Source organism: Rosistilla oblonga, assembly GCF_007751715.1.
GTDB lineage: Bacteria > Planctomycetota > Planctomycetia > Pirellulales > Pirellulaceae > Rosistilla > Rosistilla oblonga.
This window is the reverse complement of record NZ_CP036292.1, coordinates 1,426,524-1,442,080: the sequence shown is the minus strand read 5'-3', so window position 1 is coordinate 1,442,080 and position 15,557 is coordinate 1,426,524. Positions and strand designations below refer to the sequence as shown.

Annotated in this window: 11 protein-coding genes; all 11 read right to left on the bottom strand. The window is 59.4% G+C overall.

The window, feature by feature from the left end; translation table 11 throughout:
* Positions 1-39: 39 nt before the first annotated feature.
* Positions 40-564: an NUDIX hydrolase gene (locus tag CA51_RS05110; protein WP_145118404.1), complete on the bottom strand. Its 525-nt coding sequence runs from the start codon at positions 562-564 to the stop codon at positions 40-42.
* 218 nt (positions 565-782) lie between these two features.
* Positions 783-1,001, bottom strand: a complete 219-nt coding sequence (locus tag CA51_RS05105; protein ID WP_145118400.1) for a YgaP-like transmembrane domain — start codon at positions 999-1,001, stop codon at positions 783-785.
* On the bottom strand, positions 994-2,127 hold the full coding sequence (locus tag CA51_RS05100; protein ID WP_145118398.1) for a patatin-like phospholipase family protein: 1,134 nt from the start codon (positions 2,125-2,127) through the stop codon (positions 994-996). Before CA51_RS05100 ends, CA51_RS05105 begins: the two co-directional genes overlap by 8 nt.
* Positions 2,128-2,208: 81 nt before the next feature.
* Complete coding sequence (locus tag CA51_RS05095; protein WP_145118396.1) at positions 2,209-4,167, bottom strand: thiamine pyrophosphate-dependent enzyme; 1,959 nt, start codon at positions 4,165-4,167, stop codon at positions 2,209-2,211.
* Positions 4,168-4,185: 18 nt separating this feature from the next.
* Positions 4,186-4,584, bottom strand: a complete 399-nt coding sequence (locus CA51_RS05090) for a hypothetical protein (RefSeq protein ID WP_145118394.1) — start codon at positions 4,582-4,584, stop codon at positions 4,186-4,188.
* Between the two features lie 80 nt (positions 4,585-4,664).
* Positions 4,665-6,308, bottom strand: a complete 1,644-nt coding sequence (locus CA51_RS05085) for a glutamate synthase-related protein (RefSeq protein ID WP_145118392.1) — start codon at positions 6,306-6,308, stop codon at positions 4,665-4,667.
* 785 nt (positions 6,309-7,093) lie between these two features.
* Positions 7,094-9,574: a sodium-translocating pyrophosphatase gene (locus tag CA51_RS05080; RefSeq protein ID WP_145118389.1), complete on the bottom strand. Its 2,481-nt coding sequence runs from the start codon at positions 9,572-9,574 to the stop codon at positions 7,094-7,096.
* A 674-nt stretch (positions 9,575-10,248) separates the two neighbouring features.
* The gene (hpnE, locus tag CA51_RS05075; RefSeq protein WP_145118387.1) at positions 10,249-11,646 is read right to left on the bottom strand and encodes a hydroxysqualene dehydroxylase HpnE; all 1,398 of its coding nucleotides are present in this window, start codon (positions 11,644-11,646) and stop codon (positions 10,249-10,251) included.
* A 3-nt stretch (positions 11,647-11,649) separates the two neighbouring features.
* On the bottom strand, positions 11,650-12,612 hold the full coding sequence (locus tag CA51_RS05070; protein WP_145118385.1) for a phytoene/squalene synthase family protein: 963 nt from the start codon (positions 12,610-12,612) through the stop codon (positions 11,650-11,652).
* Positions 12,609-13,508, bottom strand: coding sequence for a squalene synthase HpnC (gene hpnC, locus CA51_RS05065; RefSeq protein WP_145118383.1), 900 nt, complete (start codon positions 13,506-13,508; stop codon positions 12,609-12,611). The genes CA51_RS05070 and hpnC overlap by 4 nt, the downstream gene beginning before the upstream one ends.
* 199 nt (positions 13,509-13,707) lie before the next feature.
* On the bottom strand, positions 13,708-15,435 hold the full coding sequence (locus CA51_RS05060) for an outer membrane protein assembly factor BamB family protein (protein ID WP_145118381.1): 1,728 nt from the start codon (positions 15,433-15,435) through the stop codon (positions 13,708-13,710).
* Between the last annotated feature and the right edge of the window lie 122 nt (positions 15,436-15,557).

Below are 15,557 nucleotides of genomic sequence, written 5' to 3'. Positions count from 1 at the left end.
GAGGTGTTCAGAAAAGAAAGGCGTCGACAAGAGGTTCAGTTAGCGGTTTTGACGGTCCAGCCAACGGCGAACCCACAGCAGGCCGGTCAGCGTTTTGCCATCTTCGAATTCGCCGCGATCGATCATCGCGTCGATCTCCGCCCAGGTGGTGATCCGGTTCACGATCGCTTCCCCCGCTTCCCGCGCATGATCCCCTTCGGTCAGATCCTCGGCGATAAACAGATGCATCAATTCGTCGGTGATCCCCGGCGAGGCGTAGAACTGGAGAGCCCGCGTCAGCTTGCCGGCGCGATAGCCAGTCTCTTCGATCAACTCGCGAGCCGCTGTGACTTCGGCAGCTTCGTTGGGTTCGCGCGTCCCGGCGGGCAACTCCATCAACGTCTTGCCAACGGTCGCTCGCGTGTTTTGAATCAACACAACGCGATCGTTGTCCAACAGCGGCGCGATCACCACCGCGCCGGGATGCCGAGCGACATGCCGCTTGATCGGGCTGCCGTCAGCCGTCGGCACGTCGATCTCATGGACGTTAAATCGGATACCTTCAAAAACGATGCGGTCACTCACGTGAGACTCTCTCTTCCAGGGAAATGCCGCGAGATGGTAGCGACTGGCCAATCGTAACACGATCGGAGAGTTCGATCTACGAGCCGCTCGTGCTCCATGGCATCGATGCTTTCGATCGCGCTAAAGCATCTTTATCCCAGATAGCAAACAATCCCGACGAGCTCTCTGGAGCCGGGACGAGCGCGCCGGCCGTTGCATTTTCAGCCGAGACGGGCGTTTTACTTGGGCGGGATGAAGGTGCGGCAGCCCCAGTAGATAGGACACCAGCCAGCGATTCCCGTCAGCAGCAACTCCAGTTGGAGCATCAGCGCGACCACGCGTGTCCATTCGAAACGTTCGCTGAGCCCCCACAAGGTCAGCAGCATCAGCAGCGTGCCGATCACCAGACGCTGCAACCGATCGGGGAATTCAATCTGGCCGCGACGCTTGTTATTCAAATCCAAACTCGTTCAATTCAGTAGCACCGGACGCATTCTCGACGCGGACAAATTGTTGCCGCTGGTGGCTGAGGAATTCCTCATCGATCATCGCGGAACTCTGGTCCGCTCGCTCGACTCCCATCCGGAACAGTTCTGGGATGTGCTGCACCGCGTCCAACGGCCAACGTTCCTTCATCTTAAAGTTGATGTGGCGATAGCGATCGCCGAGCAGAAACTTCAGCGGCTGATGGATTCCTTGAACCTGCGACGTTCCCATTACTTCGGCCACCCTCGGTGCCCAGTACAACAGTCCCGCATCGGCGCCCGGCGGGCTGAGCGAAAATTGGGCGCGGCCGGTGCCGATCGACAACAACCGAATCTCACTCATGGCACTCACCTGCGCATCGTGAATCGCCTTCGAATCGGCCTCGGTCTCCACATCCCGATCGTTCTGAATCGTTTGTTCTTGGGGCGAAACGCCACGGGCGAACTGTCCGATACGGATCGCTTCGGCAAACGCCAACATGCTCGGATCGGCTGCCCAAACTCCTCCATCGATGTACGATTGGCCTGCGATCACGCGATGCGGGAAATAGGTTGGCGCGGCGGTCGCAGCAATCACGACATCGGAAACTTTGAGGTCTTGATCGTAGAAGCCTTTGGGCAAATGAGGCGACCGAAAAACGTAGGGCTGGCCGCTGGTTAAGTTGAACGTTGGAATGATCAGACGGGTGAAATCGACTTCCCGCATCGTCGCGTCGCCAAAACCTTCGTCGAAAGCGGCCTGCAAGGCGTGAGGACAAAACCTCGCGCGGAACGCCGCATCCAACCCGCCTCCGGTCTTGCGACGGAAGATGTGATTGGCGACAGGGAACAGAAGTTTCCAGATCCCTTTGGCTTTGTAGCGAGGTCGAGGCGTGAAGATCATCGCCCCGTATTTTGCGTAAAACTCGTGCATCTCAGCGGCGGGTTTTCCCATCGCCAGTCCCGCAGCGATGATGCCGCCAGTCGAAGTTCCCGCGATCAAATCGAACGACTCCGCAATCGGTCGGCCTGATTTCTGTTCGATACGATCGAGGAACGCCGTGATAAATGCGCCACGAATACCGCCACCGATTAGCGAAAGGATCTGAAAACATGCCATAAAACAAAGTTCGGTTGTTGGTGTCGTTACTAGAATCGTGTTCCGCTGCAGCGATTCCCGATATGAATGTGTTGTCGGATCCTAGATCAGTTCGCTGTCAGACATGATCTCCACGATCGCGGGTCCCCGATAGGCAAGCGCCTGCTGATAGGCAGCATCCAGCTCGGCTGCGGATTCGACACGGATCCCCAATCCACCGCAGAGGGTTGCATATTGGGCAAAGCTGGGATTGTGCAACGACGTCTGCCAAACCTCCCACATTCCAGCACGCTGCTCTTTGGAGATCTTTCCCAGCTCTTTGTTGTGCAGCAGCACATGGGTAATGTTCATTTGGTATTTGACAGCCGTTGAGAACTCGGCAAGGTACTGCCCAAATCCACCGTCGCCAGAAACCGAGACAACTTGGCGGCCGCTGTAGGGAGTGCCAGATTCCTGAGTCGCCGCCCAGGCACCCATCGCTGCAGGAAACGCAAATCCGATCGATCCAAGGTATCCGGACATCAAGATCGCTTGGCGGTTGCATTCGAAGTAGCGACCAAACGAGTAGGCGTTGTTGCCGACATCGACTGCGATAATCGCGTCGTCGTCGACGGCGGCCGACAATGCGGCGAAGATCGATGCGGAGTTGACTCCCGCGGCGCGATCGTCACTTCGTCGACTCGCCTTTTCGCGGTTCCAGATCTTCCAGCGTTCTGCGATCTCACCGCGCTGGTCGATCGCTGCGTTCACTTGTAGATCAGCCTTCAAGCGATCGGCCACGATCCCGATGTCGCCGTTGACCAAGCAATCGACCGAGTGAAATTTGGCCAACGTCATCGGATCCAAATCGACTTGAATCGTCGGCTTCTTGGGAGTGATTCCGGTATGGTTGGAGAACGAGGCTCCCAGCACTAGCAACACGTCCGATTCGTTCATGAAGTGAGAAGCGATTGGCGTTCCGCTGCGTCCTAACACGCCGCAGCCCAGCGGATGCGAGTCGGGAATCAAGCCCTTGCCTTTGAAGGTTGTCAGCACCGGTGCATCTAACTGTTTAGCAAGTTCGACGACGCAGTCCATCTCGTATCGAGCTCCGTGGCCGACGATGATTACCGGTCGCTTGGCCGACTGTAACATCGCAAGGGCCTGCTGATACGGCGACTCGGGAGGCGAGACCTTACGTGAGGCGATTCGGCCGTCGGGAGTAGCGGCCGAGGCGTCGGGCTGATCCAGGCCAGCGATCTCGTCGGGGAAGATCAGATGGGATACGGATTGATTGACCAGTGCCGACTTGCAGGCAAGGGACATCAATTCGGAGTGGTCGGAATTTGTTAACACCGTGTGAGAATAACCGGCGACATCGCCAAAGGCTTTCTCCAACGGGATCTCTTGAAAGTTGTGCCGGCCGAGCACTTGGCTGGCAACTTGACCGGTCAACGCGATCACGGGAGCGCGATCGACATTCGCATCCCACAGCCCGGTTAATAGATTGGTTGCGCCGGGGCCCGCAATCGCCAAACAGGATGCAGGCCGTCCGGTCAGTTTTCCGTAAGCGGAACAAGCAAACGACGCAGCGCCCTCGTGGCGGATGCCGATGAACGTCATCTCGCCAGTGAGTTCCTTGCGTCGAATCGCATCCGCGATGTGCAAATTGGAATGGCCAACCATCCCAAAGCACCAACGAACGCCCCAGTTGACCATGGTTTGGATCATTAGATCGGAAACGGTCTGATGATGCTCCGGTGGTGAATCGATGGCAACGTAAACGCCGTCGTCGCGAACTTCGACGGCGTAGGTTGGGACGCCATCGTCGAACTGGTCCCCCGGCGGCTTTCCGGTTAACGGACAATAGTCCCAACCGTGCCAGGGGCAACGCAGCAGCCCTTTTTCAATCGAACCCTCGCCCAATGGCCCTCCTTGATGAGGGCAATGGTTATCGAGTGCCCCGTATTGGCCGTCGTAGTGAGTCAGACACAGCGAATGCGTGCCGATCACGACCGTCTTCACACGACCTTCGGGCAGTTCGTCGGGTTCAAGCGCTTTGGTCCAGTTCGTCGATGCCATCGAAATCACCTCAGACCGCTACGCGTTGGGGTTGAAGTAATAGCGGTTGTAAACCATTTTGCCATTCTTCCATTTGGCGATCTGTGTTTCTTCTAACACAACGGTTTTCCCATCCGTCGTGTCGTAACTGAAACTGTATTCAGCCATCGTGACACCGTTGCCATTGCCATCGTCTTGGGCAACGCCAATCGCACCGATCGTTCCGCCGTGATACTTCGTGACCGATTTCAGCGCATCGACTTCGAAATCGATGATCTCTTGCTTGCTGTTAAGCGTGCGACCATCCCCTTCGATCTGTACATACTCGTTGTCGTCAAAGTAGTCCTGCATGACTTCGACAAACTCGCCTTTGTTCACAACACGCTCGACAAATTCGCGGGTCTTTTGCAGCAGTGGGCTATCGGAAAATTGACTCATCTCTACGTTCTCCAAAGTGGAAGGAAAGGGTTAGGAACAGCAAGTGATTGGTTGTCAGCAAGCAGCCCGGAGATCAACGTTCACGGCGAGACGCCAGCAAACCGGACACCCGTCAACTGGGCCATCGTCTTGTCAAAGGTTGTCAGGTCGGCGAGATTGAATTTGTTCAAGTGGTCATGCCCACAAGCTCGCGCCATCACGCACATCAATTCGACACTGGCATCGAGAAAGTTCTTCAACCGCGTCGCCGAGGCGTGGATCTGCAACCGTTGGCGTAGATGTTCTTGTTGTGTGGCGATGCCGACAGGGCAGTTGTTTGTCTCGCAGGCACGCATCCCCAGGCAACCGATCGCCTGCATCGCACTGTTGGCGATCGCGACGGCATCAGCCCCCAAGGCCAACGCCTTCAAGAAATCGCTTTCGGTTCGCAGCCCGCCGGTAGCAATCAGGCTGATGCCGCTGGCTCGACGCAAATCGAGGTGCTTGCGAGCCCGAGCGATCGCTGGAATGGTCGGAACCGAAATGTTGTTTTTGAAGATGTCCGGTGCCGCTCCGGTCCCGCCACCACGTCCGTCCAAGATGATGTAGTCGACACCCAGATCGAGCGCGAAATCGATATCGTCTTCGATATGTTGTGCCGACATCTTGACGCCAACCGGGATGCCATCGGACTGGGAACGCACCTCAGCGGCAACGCGTTTAAAATCGTCCAGACAAGTGAGGTCGGGGAACCGGGCGGGGCTGATCGCGGGCGTCCCCGGCGTCAGACCGCGGACTTCGGCGATCTTGCCACACACCTTGCTGCCGGGTAGATGGCCGCCGGTTCCGGTTTTCGCTCCCTGGCCCCCTTTGAAATGGAACGCTTGAACTTGGCTGACCTTCTCGATCGACCAACCGAAGCGGCCCGAGGCGAGTTCGTAGAAGTAGCGGCTGTTTTCAGCTTGTTCCTCGGGCAGCATCCCCCCTTCGCCACTGCAGATTCCCGTGCCAGCCAATTCGGCGCCTCGCGCCATCGCGACTTTTGCTTCTTCCGACAATGCGCCAAAGCTCATGTCGCTGACAAAGATCGGAATCTTCAGCTTCAGCGGTCGCCGGGCGTTGGGCCCGATAACGGTCTCGGTGCCAACGGGGTGATCATCCAACATTGGCATCCGCGCGAACTGGGCGGTGACAAATTGCAGGTCGTCCCAACTGGGAAGCTGGGCCAACGGAACGCCCATCGCCGAAACGGGGCCATGATGTCCGAGAACCGAAAGCCCCTCGCGGGCCAGTCGCTGAATGTGGCTATTGTGCGGTTCTTCCAACGTCGCTGAAGTCGGATCGGCGTATTGCCCGAGATAGGCATCGCGGTTGTACGGCTGAGGATGTTGCCGGTGCCAGGCACGAATCTCCGCCGCGTCGACCATCACCGCATCGCGATCGACATCGACCCAGGCAGCAAATTTTGCCAGCCGTTCTTTGTTGTTGTATTCGCTGACACCGGTGCGGTATTGAAAGTCCCAGTGATGGACGCCGCAGATCAAATTGTGTCCGTCGATATGTCCATCGGAGAGCATCGCGCCGCGATGCAAGCAGCGTCCGTAGAGGGCAAAAACTTCATCGGCATCGCGGATGATAACCAAGTCGACGTTTTCGACCAGGGCGTGGGTTGGCTTGGCCGATGGCAGCTCGCTCCACCTCATGACCGCAACCGGTTCCCGGGCGGCTTGGATCGAATCATTCATTCTTTCAACTCCCCCTTCCTCCGCGATCACCCGGTGTATCGGGCAGCAAAACGGCAGCCAATACACAGACGGTTTCCCGCCGAACCGCAACCAGATTGCTCCCATCGTCGGGGTGACTAGCCGACGATTCCCCTGAAATGCCTCAACCGCTGCCAGCGCGGCCCCCTTACACGCAATACCGTTCAACGAAGCGTAGTGGACGAGGTTACGAGTCCTTTTGCATCAGACCAAATCGCTGGGACTCGTAACCTCGTCCACTACATCCCGCCGCTAATTCTTTCCACGGTCCGAGGCTCCTTCGTTCAGCGGTATTGCCTTTACACGACAAGCCATCTTGTTGGTGTGCGCACACGCCCACCATGTAGCCAACCGATCGAAGTACCGCTGCGAAAGACTTCAATTCCATAGCGAGAGCTTTCAGAGCTCAGCCGTTGGACGAGAAGATCCGGCGCATCGGGACCAACACCAACAACATCGGAAACCGCCGACGCCACCGGCTCCGGCGACGCGCGGATACCACATCGTGTTGGTGATCGATCGAGTACAAACTGTACGTCGCTCCTGCGATTCTAACTAAACGAACCGCCAACGCAAAGCTTTTCTATGCCAGTGATCGGCACAGGCCGCTGCATAACCGTAACAACCATTGCAGAGTGGTCGGCGAATGAGATATCGAGAAGTCCGACTGTCACACGGTTCCAGGAATCGTGTGGCGGACTTCTCGATGTTTGTTATGCCCGTGCGTTGTTGCAAACGCGAGAAAGAGGGCGGTGAGCCCCGCGGGGCTACAGAATGCCCATTGCGACCAGGCTGAAGCGGACGACGAGGCCGGCGACGACGACGCTGACCATGCTCATCAATTTGATCAGGATGTTCAGGCTAGGGCCGCTGGTATCTTTGAACGGATCGCCGACGGTATCGCCGACAACGGCCGCTTTGTGCGCCTCGCTCCCCTTGCCGCCATGCGCACCGCTCTCGATGTATTTCTTGGCATTATCCCAAGATCCGCCCGCGTTGGACATGAAGATCGCCAGGCAGAAGCCGCTAGTCAAACATCCCGCCAACAAACCGATCACGCCGCCGACGCCAAGCACCAACCCGATCGCAATCGGCAGCAACAGCCCGATCAGACTTGGCAACACCATCTCGCGCTGAGCCGCTTTGGTGCTGATTGCCACCGGGCGTTCGTAGTCGGGTTTGACTTCGCCGGTCCTGATTCCCGGGTTCTCCTTTAATTGACGGCGGACCTCCAAGACCATTCCTTGCGCGGCGCGGCCGACAGCTTTCATCGTCATCGCACAGAACAGGAACGTCGCCATCGCCCCCATGAACATCCCAACCAGGACGCGCGGATTCATCAGCGACCCGTCGTAATAACGCATGAAGTCGCGGATCGTCGCGGTTCGCGTGGAGATCAGGTTTTCCTGAGTCGACGCGAGCAGAGGGACACCGTTTTCGATTTGCGAGACTACCGCCGCGTCGATCCGCGCCGGCCCCGCCGACGTGTCGATCGCATTCCAGCCGTCCAACGACGTCGGATCGAGCGAGGTGGTTGGCATCAACAGAAACGGGGTGACTTCCTCGCCCGCCTTTTCGAGTGCAAACGACGGTGCGATCTTATAAAGACCATCTTCATCGATCTGCACCACCTCCGCCGTCGCCCAGCGATCGAAGCCGTCGCGGACTCCTTCGACATACGCTGCCAACAACGCCAACGCCGTTAACGCTGCCGAACCAATCGCAAAGCCTTTACCTGTCGCCGCCGTCGTGTTGCCCAAGCTGTCCAGCGCGTCGGTTCGCTGGCGAACGGTTTCTTCCAGCCCCGCCATCTCCGCGTTGCCGCCAGCATTATCGGCGATCGGTCCGTAGGCGTCGGTCGCCAGCGTGATCCCGAGCGTGCTGAGCATCCCGACCGCGGCGATGCCAACGCCGTACAGGCCCAGCGGGAAGTATTGAAAGTTGTTGAAGTGACCGCCGCAGGCGAAACCGTACGCGGCCAGCGTCGCAGCGCAGACGATGATCACCGGCACCCAAACGCTCATCATGCCGTCGGCGATGCCGCAGATGATCAGCGTCGCCGGCCCGGTCTCGGCTTGTTCGGCCAGCTTTCGCGTCGGTTGTTCTTCGTCGCTTGTCGCGTATTCGGTCCACTTGCCGATCAACCATCCGGCTCCCAGGCCCACGATGATGCTGACCGCCACGCCGGGCAACACGCCCCACAGCATGGTGCCGGGAATACGAGGCATCAGCCACAGACTGACCAACACCGCCGCGACGACGACCAAGGCGGCTGAAAAATTGATACCGCGAGCCAACGCGTGCAGCAGTTGTGTCTGCGAAGTGTTTTCGCCGGTCCGAACGCGATAGATGCCAGCGATCGACAGCAGGATCCCAACGCCGGAGATCGCCATCGGCAACAACATTGCGTCTAACTGGGCCGATTCGACCGAGACGCCTTCGGGCATCAGCGCCGGATTGCTCATCGCAGCCACGCCCAACGCCGACGCTGCCAGGATCGAACCGCAATACGATTCGTACAGATCGGCTCCCATCCCTGCGACGTCGCCGACGTTGTCGCCGACGTTATCGGCGATCGTGGCTGGATTCTGCGGCGAATCCTCTCGCATGTCCGATTCGACTTTGCCCACAAGGTCGGCTCCGACATCGGCAGCTTTGGTAAAGATCCCGCCGCCGACGCGAGCGAACAGCGCTTGCGCACTGGCTCCCATCCCGAAGCTGAGCATCGCGATCGAGATCTGTTGCAGCGACAGTGGATGCCCCAGCATCGGGCAGATCCAATACAGGATCGCAAACCAGACGGTGATGTAGATCAGTCCCATCCCGACGACGGTCAGCCCCATCACCGCACCGCTGCGAAAGGCGATCTGCAAGCCTTGGTCCAGGGAGTGGCGAGCTGCGGCGGCGGTCCGGCTGCTCGCCTGCGTCGCCGTCTTCATCCCAAACCAACCGCACAGCCCGGAGAAGAAGCCGCCGGTGACAAACGCGATCGGCACAAATCCGCTCTGCAATCCGAAGCCGTATGCCGCCACGGACAACAGCGCCGCGACAACAATAAAGACGATCGTGACCCAGCGGTACTGTTGCTTCAGATAGGCGTCAGCCCCTTGGCGAACACTCTCTGCGATTTCTCGCATCAGATCAGTTCCTTCATCGGCCTCCATCATCGCGGTATAAAACCGCCGCGCCCAAACGAGGGCCGCGATAGCCGATGCAAAACAAACCAACCATACAATGCCTGCGTTCATTGCTGACTTCCTTTGTCTCAGTTGTCTACGTGCTGGGGTAGCACGCCGCCGTGAAGCGATCTTGTGGGGAGGGGGATTGCGAGCGACGCAACGAAATCGACTGCTACCCCGCAGTTGCGAGGCCGTTGCGTTTGCTCCAAAATTTACCTCAGATTGAGTGGGCGTCGAGGGGGCAAAGCAAACGAACGCCGCAATGCAACCCGCTACAGCCAACTCACCGGCACACTAAGCCCCACTGCAGCCAATCCGCTCGGTTTAATGGGGAACTAATCAGCGAATGTTTTTTTCGCGACGAAGTATTCAGGGGTTCATTGTATCGACGTTGGAATGCCAAGAGTTGGCGAAAGCCCCGCGCCCCAATCAATACCACGCTACGAAGCGCATAGTTTAACCGCGGCGGCAACGCCCCGCGCGACCGCAGTCGATAGCTACGCGATCGCCGCCCAGGACGCGCGGCCCGCTGGGCACGCGGTTAAACGAAGGCGCGCCCACGTGCAGAGCGCATAGTTCAACCGCGGCGGCAACGCCCCGCGCGACCGCAGACGATAGTTACGCGATCGCCGCCCAAGACGCGCGGCCCGCTGGGCACGCGGTTAAACGAAGTCGCGACCACGTGCAGAGCGCATAGTTTAACCGCGCGGGCAACGCCCCGCGTTTTCTTACAGCCACTGCACCTAACGAATCAACAACCGGGCGAGCCATGATTTCGCCAGCGCCGGCTGCTCATTCCCGCTCCGCCGCCCCAAGTTGTCTGCGATCTGGTCGGCCGCGCGATAGCCGCTGATCACGGCCGATTCCATCGTCGCGGGCCAACCGGTGGCGGTCCAGTCGCCAGCGAGCCACAAGTTGGGTAACCGTGTTGTCGCGGCGGGCCGACGTTTTTCAGTCGCCAGCGAAACCGAGTAGACCGATTTGGGATCGGTCACGATCCGCGAATCGACAACGTTTGCCTCGCGGGCTGCGGGTAGCAATTCGCGAAGTTCGGCGATGACTTCGTCCAACAACTGTTGCCGCGGCGGTAAGTCGCGCGATCCACTGATCACGATTTGATGATAAATGCGGCCCGGTTGATCCCCAGCAAACGTGGGGCGGAACAGCCACTGGATCGTGCGGCCGACAAAAACTAAGTGATCCGCATCGGTCAGCGGCCGGTCGCACCACAAATGGATCCCCGTGATCGGCGAGGCGGGGATCGATGCGATCGATTCGCCATCGTCGACCGCATCGCTGGCGTCCCCCAATACATTTTGCAATTGATGCCACGGCGTCGCGATCAACAGATAATCGGCGGCGATCGTCGAGCCATCGCTCAACCGCACGCCGGTCGCGCGTCCGCCGTGACTCTCGATCCCGGTTGCCCGCGCCGACAATCGGATCTCGACGCCACGCCGGGTTAAGTCGTCGGGCAAGCGTTGACCAAACAAGACCGAAAGAGGCAACTGAGGCACCCAGACGTCGCCGGCATCACGGTGCGAAAGGAAGCCGTCGACCAGGACCTTCCGCGCCGGAGCGACAGCGACGCGATCGGTCGCCTCCCCGAGGGCGCTGACCAGAATCACGTCCCAAAATTCTCGAATCGCCGCTTCGGATTGCCCCGCAGCGGTCAACCAATCCTGCATCGTCGGCCAGTTCGCTTGGTCTTCCGGACGCAGACGCATCAGCTTCCAAATTCCCTGAGCGATCGTTTTGCGAAGGTCTTGCGACAGGTAGCTTAAACCCGAAAACGCCTCCATCAAATGCAGCGGAGCGGGCAACCAACGCGATCCCGCAAACGGACAGACTTCTCCCGCCGGACCGATGAACGTCAGTGATCGATAACGCCGCCAATCGTCCAGCTGACCGGTCCGCTTTAAAAGGTCCAGCAGGTTCGTGCAGCAGCCCATGCCGACGTGTTGGCAATAATCGATCTCCGTCCCCGTGGTCGGATCGATGAAGGAACCAGCGCGGCCGCCGGTTTTGCTGCGAGCTTCGATTAGCGTCACCTTCAATCCGGCCTGCGATAGCCCCAGCGCAGCGGCCATCCCGGCCAATCCTCCTCCGACGATCGCGATGCGCGGCGGTGACGTCTCCATCGATCAAGCCTCTTCATCGCGGCGAGGCGACACGGCGGCAAGTCGCCGCGGATAGCCAGGGACAAAGTGGCTGGCGGCGATGTTCATTTTCTGCCGCCACGTCAGTCGCACACGTCGCTGCAAAACCTGCAGCGGTTGCTGGCGGATCTTCTTTAACAACGCGTGATAGCTGTGCCACATCATGCTGAACATCGGTCGCCCGTCGGGATGGATGCCATCCCAAGCGAGCCAACCCTGCTGGTAATACGACTCGGCGCGGTCACCGTAATACCTCAGCAATTCTTCCCAAGCTGCCTGTTGTTCGTCGGCGGGCCGCTGCGGATCGACGCCAAACCGCTGCAGATCGGACTGCGGCAGATAACATCGCCCACGCTGCAGGTCTTCGCGGACGTCGCGCAAGATGTTCGTTAACTGGAACGCTTTGCCACAATCGATCGCCGCCTGCCGAGTTGCTTCCCCTTGAAACTCCCAAATCTGCAGACAGACCAGCCCAACAGTCGATGCAACTTGGTAGCAGTAAGTGTCCAGATCTTGTTGCGTTGTGATCGATCGGTCCTGCTGGTCGGCGAGCGCGCCGTCGATGATTTCGAGCAGCAGCGTCGGAGCGATCGCGTAGCGTTGCTGCGCGTGCTGCAACGCGGGCAGGATCTGCATTGCCTGCTCGGACCGCTGCAGCGATTCAGCATCCGCAGAATGTGTGGGAAACGCTTGCGGGAGCTGATCCTCCGCGACGGTTGACTCGATCAACCGCCTCCAATCCTCCAGCCAGCGTCGCTTGTCGGCGATCTCCCCCGCCGCATCGGCGGCGTCGTCGGTCAGTCGAGCAAAAGCGTAGAACGCGCACATCGCTTGTCGCTTGGCTCGCGGTAGCAGCCAGAACGAAGGATAGAAGCTGCTGGCTGCTTGCCGAGCCACGCGAGCGGCTACGGCATAGCTGGCGGCGATCGAAGCGGGAGAGTTGTTCATCGGGCAGACCACTGCAGCCAAGCGGTACGCGCGACCCAGGCGAGCCGCGTCTTCAACGGCACTTTGCACCGTTTGCCCAGGATATCAAAATCGGCGTCGCGGATCGCTTGCAGCGCCGCTTCGCCGCCCGCAAGGATCAACTCCAAATCCAACCGCAGCCAGCGGGGAACTTGTTTCAGTAGCGGGCGGCCATCGTCAAACAAGCGGCTTGCGATTTCGACCTGTTCGGAAACGAGCGACTTCAATTCCGCAGAGGCTGTCGGCGCGGCGAGCATCGCATCGGTAACGCCCCACGCCTCGCAGCGGTCTTGCGGCAGATAGACTCGCCCGCGGTGAAAGTCCTCGCCAACGTCCTGCCAATGGTTGGTTAACTGCAAACCGGTGCAGATCGAATCGGACAGTAGCGCCCGCGACGGATCGAACGCCTCCGCCAAGTGCAGGATCAGATGCCCGACCGGGTTGGCCGAATAGCGGCAGTAGTCCGCCAGTTCCTCCTGCGTCGCGTATCGCGATTGGTCTTGGTCGCGGCGAAAGGCAGCCAATAGATCCAGGAAAGGTTTCTGCGGAATCGAAAAACGCTCGATCGTCGATTGTAACGCCACAAAAGCGATGTGCGTCGGTTGACCGTCGTAACAGCAATCAAGCTGCTGTTGCCAAAGATCCAACAGGTAAAGACTCTCGGCTGGCGAAGCGATCTCGTCGGCGAGATCGTCCGCGGTGCGACAGTAGGTGTAGAGGTTGTAGAAGTCCTGGCGGAGATCGCGCGGCAGACAGCAACTGGCGACGACAAAGTTCTCCCGTCGCGCGCGAGCATAACGTCGGCAGTAGGCTTGGCTTTCAGCGAGGCTTGGCGGCGCGGCGTGCGAATTTTCGAGCGGGCTGGCGGGGGAAGGCATGGAGGGTTTCAGGTCACAGCCCGGAAGGGTGTTGTCTGCGGCGGACGGGGGCGTTCGACTGGCAACTTCACCCGCCCGGCGGAGCTGGGAGGGTCGAGAAACGAGCCTTCAGCGAGTTTTTCGGGGAGGGCACGATGCGGATTTCACTGGATGAGCGTAGTGCAAATGCGGGGCAATTCCAACCTTTGGGCCGCTGTGCCTAGGGCTCGGGATTTTCCGAGGCTACGGGATCCGCAGCGGGCTGACTCAACATCGGCAGGTCGATGCAAGCGGCTTCCAAATCGCTGCGGACCAACAGCTTCGATCCGTACAGACAAAGCGTGTTCCAGCAGATGCCGTCGATCGTTTTGATCTCGCCGTATTCGTGATACTCTTCGGGCGAAGCGTCGATCAAATGCAGCGTCCCCGATTCGCTGTGGATCAAGATCTTGTCGCCGACCAACAGGATCTGACCGTGCCCAAACCGGCCGCGCTGTTTCCAGTTTCGCGTTCCGTCGCTGAGGTCGGTCGATTCCATAAACCCGTTGGAAAGCGAGTATGCGTGGCCGTCGTAGATCACGGGGCTGGTCAGTTTTGTTTTCAGAACGCTGGCGTTATACCAGACCGATTCGGGCGTGATCTTGTCGCCGTCGACGTTCAATCGGATCCGTTCGCCACCGCCGCCGGGATAGCCTTTAGTCGTCATCACGTCAGTCTCCGACACGACCGACAACTGCGAGGTGTTCGCGCCGCCGTCGCTGTCGCCGCTGCGTTCGAACGTCCATAACACGTCGCCGGTTTCGGGATTGAATCCCATCGCCTGGCTCTCCGCGGTCATCAGGATCTGTCGGATGCCAGAGACCGTTGCGATCGTGGGCGATCCGTAAGCGATCATCTCGTCGCCGCCGCGCCACTTCAGTTCGCCCGTCTGCAGATCGAAGGCCATCAACGTCGCTTTGTCTCCATCGCGCGGCCCACCACCGGCGATGATCACGCTGTCGTCGACGATCAACGGAGAATTGCTGCGGCCCCACGCCAGCGACGTGTTCTCTTCGTATTGAACCGTCAGTCCATCGTTGTCGGTCGTTTCCGCCAGCTCGATATCCAGCAGTTCGTTCAGATCCACCTGCCACAGCGGCGTTCCATCGGCGCCGTCCAAGCAGACGAAGTTGCCGACCGCACCGACGGCGTAAACCCGGCCGTCGTGGATGACGGGTGTCGACCGCGGACCGACATGTCCGAGGTTCATCGCGTCGCGGTGCCGGGCCGGATGTTCGTACAACCAGACCAGCGTGCCATCGTCGATCTTATAACAGCTGACGCATTCGTTGACGCCACGCTGTTCCATCGTGACGGCAAAGCCATTGCGAGCGACGAAGCCCGGCCAACCGAGGCCGATCGTTTGCTTCCAAAGGATTGGGCTGTCGGCGAATTTTTCGGGATCGATCTGAGCGTCGACGCTGCCGGTCTGCTCGCGTCCCAGGAACTGAGCGAAATCGGCCGGCGTTTCGGTTTTCAGATCGACGGTCACAACCGCGGCGTCGTCGGCCAGCGCCGCCGGTTGAGCTCGCTCGGTCCAGACCGGTTCAAACCTCAGGAAATTGATATCGCCGCCGCCGACCGGGCGAAACAGACTCAGAAATCCGAGCGGAAGTCCGATCAACAGCCCCGCCACCGCGATCCGCTGCGGCCAGTTCCAACCGCTCAACAGCAACGCCCAGCCAGCCCATCCCAGCAACAACGCCCCGGTGCCGAACAAGGTGATCACGTTCAGCACATCCATGCTGATGCCAGCCAAGTCTTCCAGTTCGATGATGAAGTAGCGACCGCCGATCGTGAAGGCGGCGAACAACAGCGTCAGCGCGACCAGGATCACCGGCTTGCGTGCCGGCGGGGTGGTCGCATCGGTGGCAGCCGGTTCGTTTTCGGGAGTGACATCGTCGGACATGGGACTTCGCTCGTTAGGTGTTTTTTCTTACGGGAGAACCGGACGCTAGCGGCTTGTCGGTTTAATCAGCCGTTTGGGCGTTAGCCCCAGTTCCGCTGCCACTAAACCGGGGCTAACGCCCA

What these genes read in the sequence shown, in the direction of transcription:
- CA51_RS05100 (WP_145118398.1), bottom strand. Translation starts at nt 2,127, where the DNA reads ATGGCATGTTTTCAGATCCTTTCGCTAATCGGTGGCGGTATTCGTGGC.
- CA51_RS05095 (WP_145118396.1), bottom strand. Translation starts at nt 4,167, where the DNA reads ATGGCATCGACGAACTGGACCAAAGCGCTTGAACCCGACGAACTGCCC.
- CA51_RS05090 (WP_145118394.1), bottom strand. Translation starts at nt 4,584, where the DNA reads ATGAGTCAATTTTCCGATAGCCCACTGCTGCAAAAGACCCGCGAATTT.
- CA51_RS05085 (WP_145118392.1), bottom strand. Translation starts at nt 6,308, where the DNA reads ATGAATGATTCGATCCAAGCCGCCCGGGAACCGGTTGCGGTCATGAGG.
- CA51_RS05080 (WP_145118389.1), bottom strand. Translation starts at nt 9,574, where the DNA reads ATGAACGCAGGCATTGTATGGTTGGTTTGTTTTGCATCGGCTATCGCG.
- hpnE (WP_145118387.1), bottom strand. Translation starts at nt 11,646, where the DNA reads ATGGAGACGTCACCGCCGCGCATCGCGATCGTCGGAGGAGGATTGGCC.
- CA51_RS05070 (WP_145118385.1), bottom strand. Translation starts at nt 12,612, where the DNA reads ATGAACAACTCTCCCGCTTCGATCGCCGCCAGCTATGCCGTAGCCGCT.
- hpnC (WP_145118383.1), bottom strand. Translation starts at nt 13,508, where the DNA reads ATGCCTTCCCCCGCCAGCCCGCTCGAAAATTCGCACGCCGCGCCGCCA.
- CA51_RS05060 (WP_145118381.1), bottom strand. Translation starts at nt 15,435, where the DNA reads ATGTCCGACGATGTCACTCCCGAAAACGAACCGGCTGCCACCGATGCG.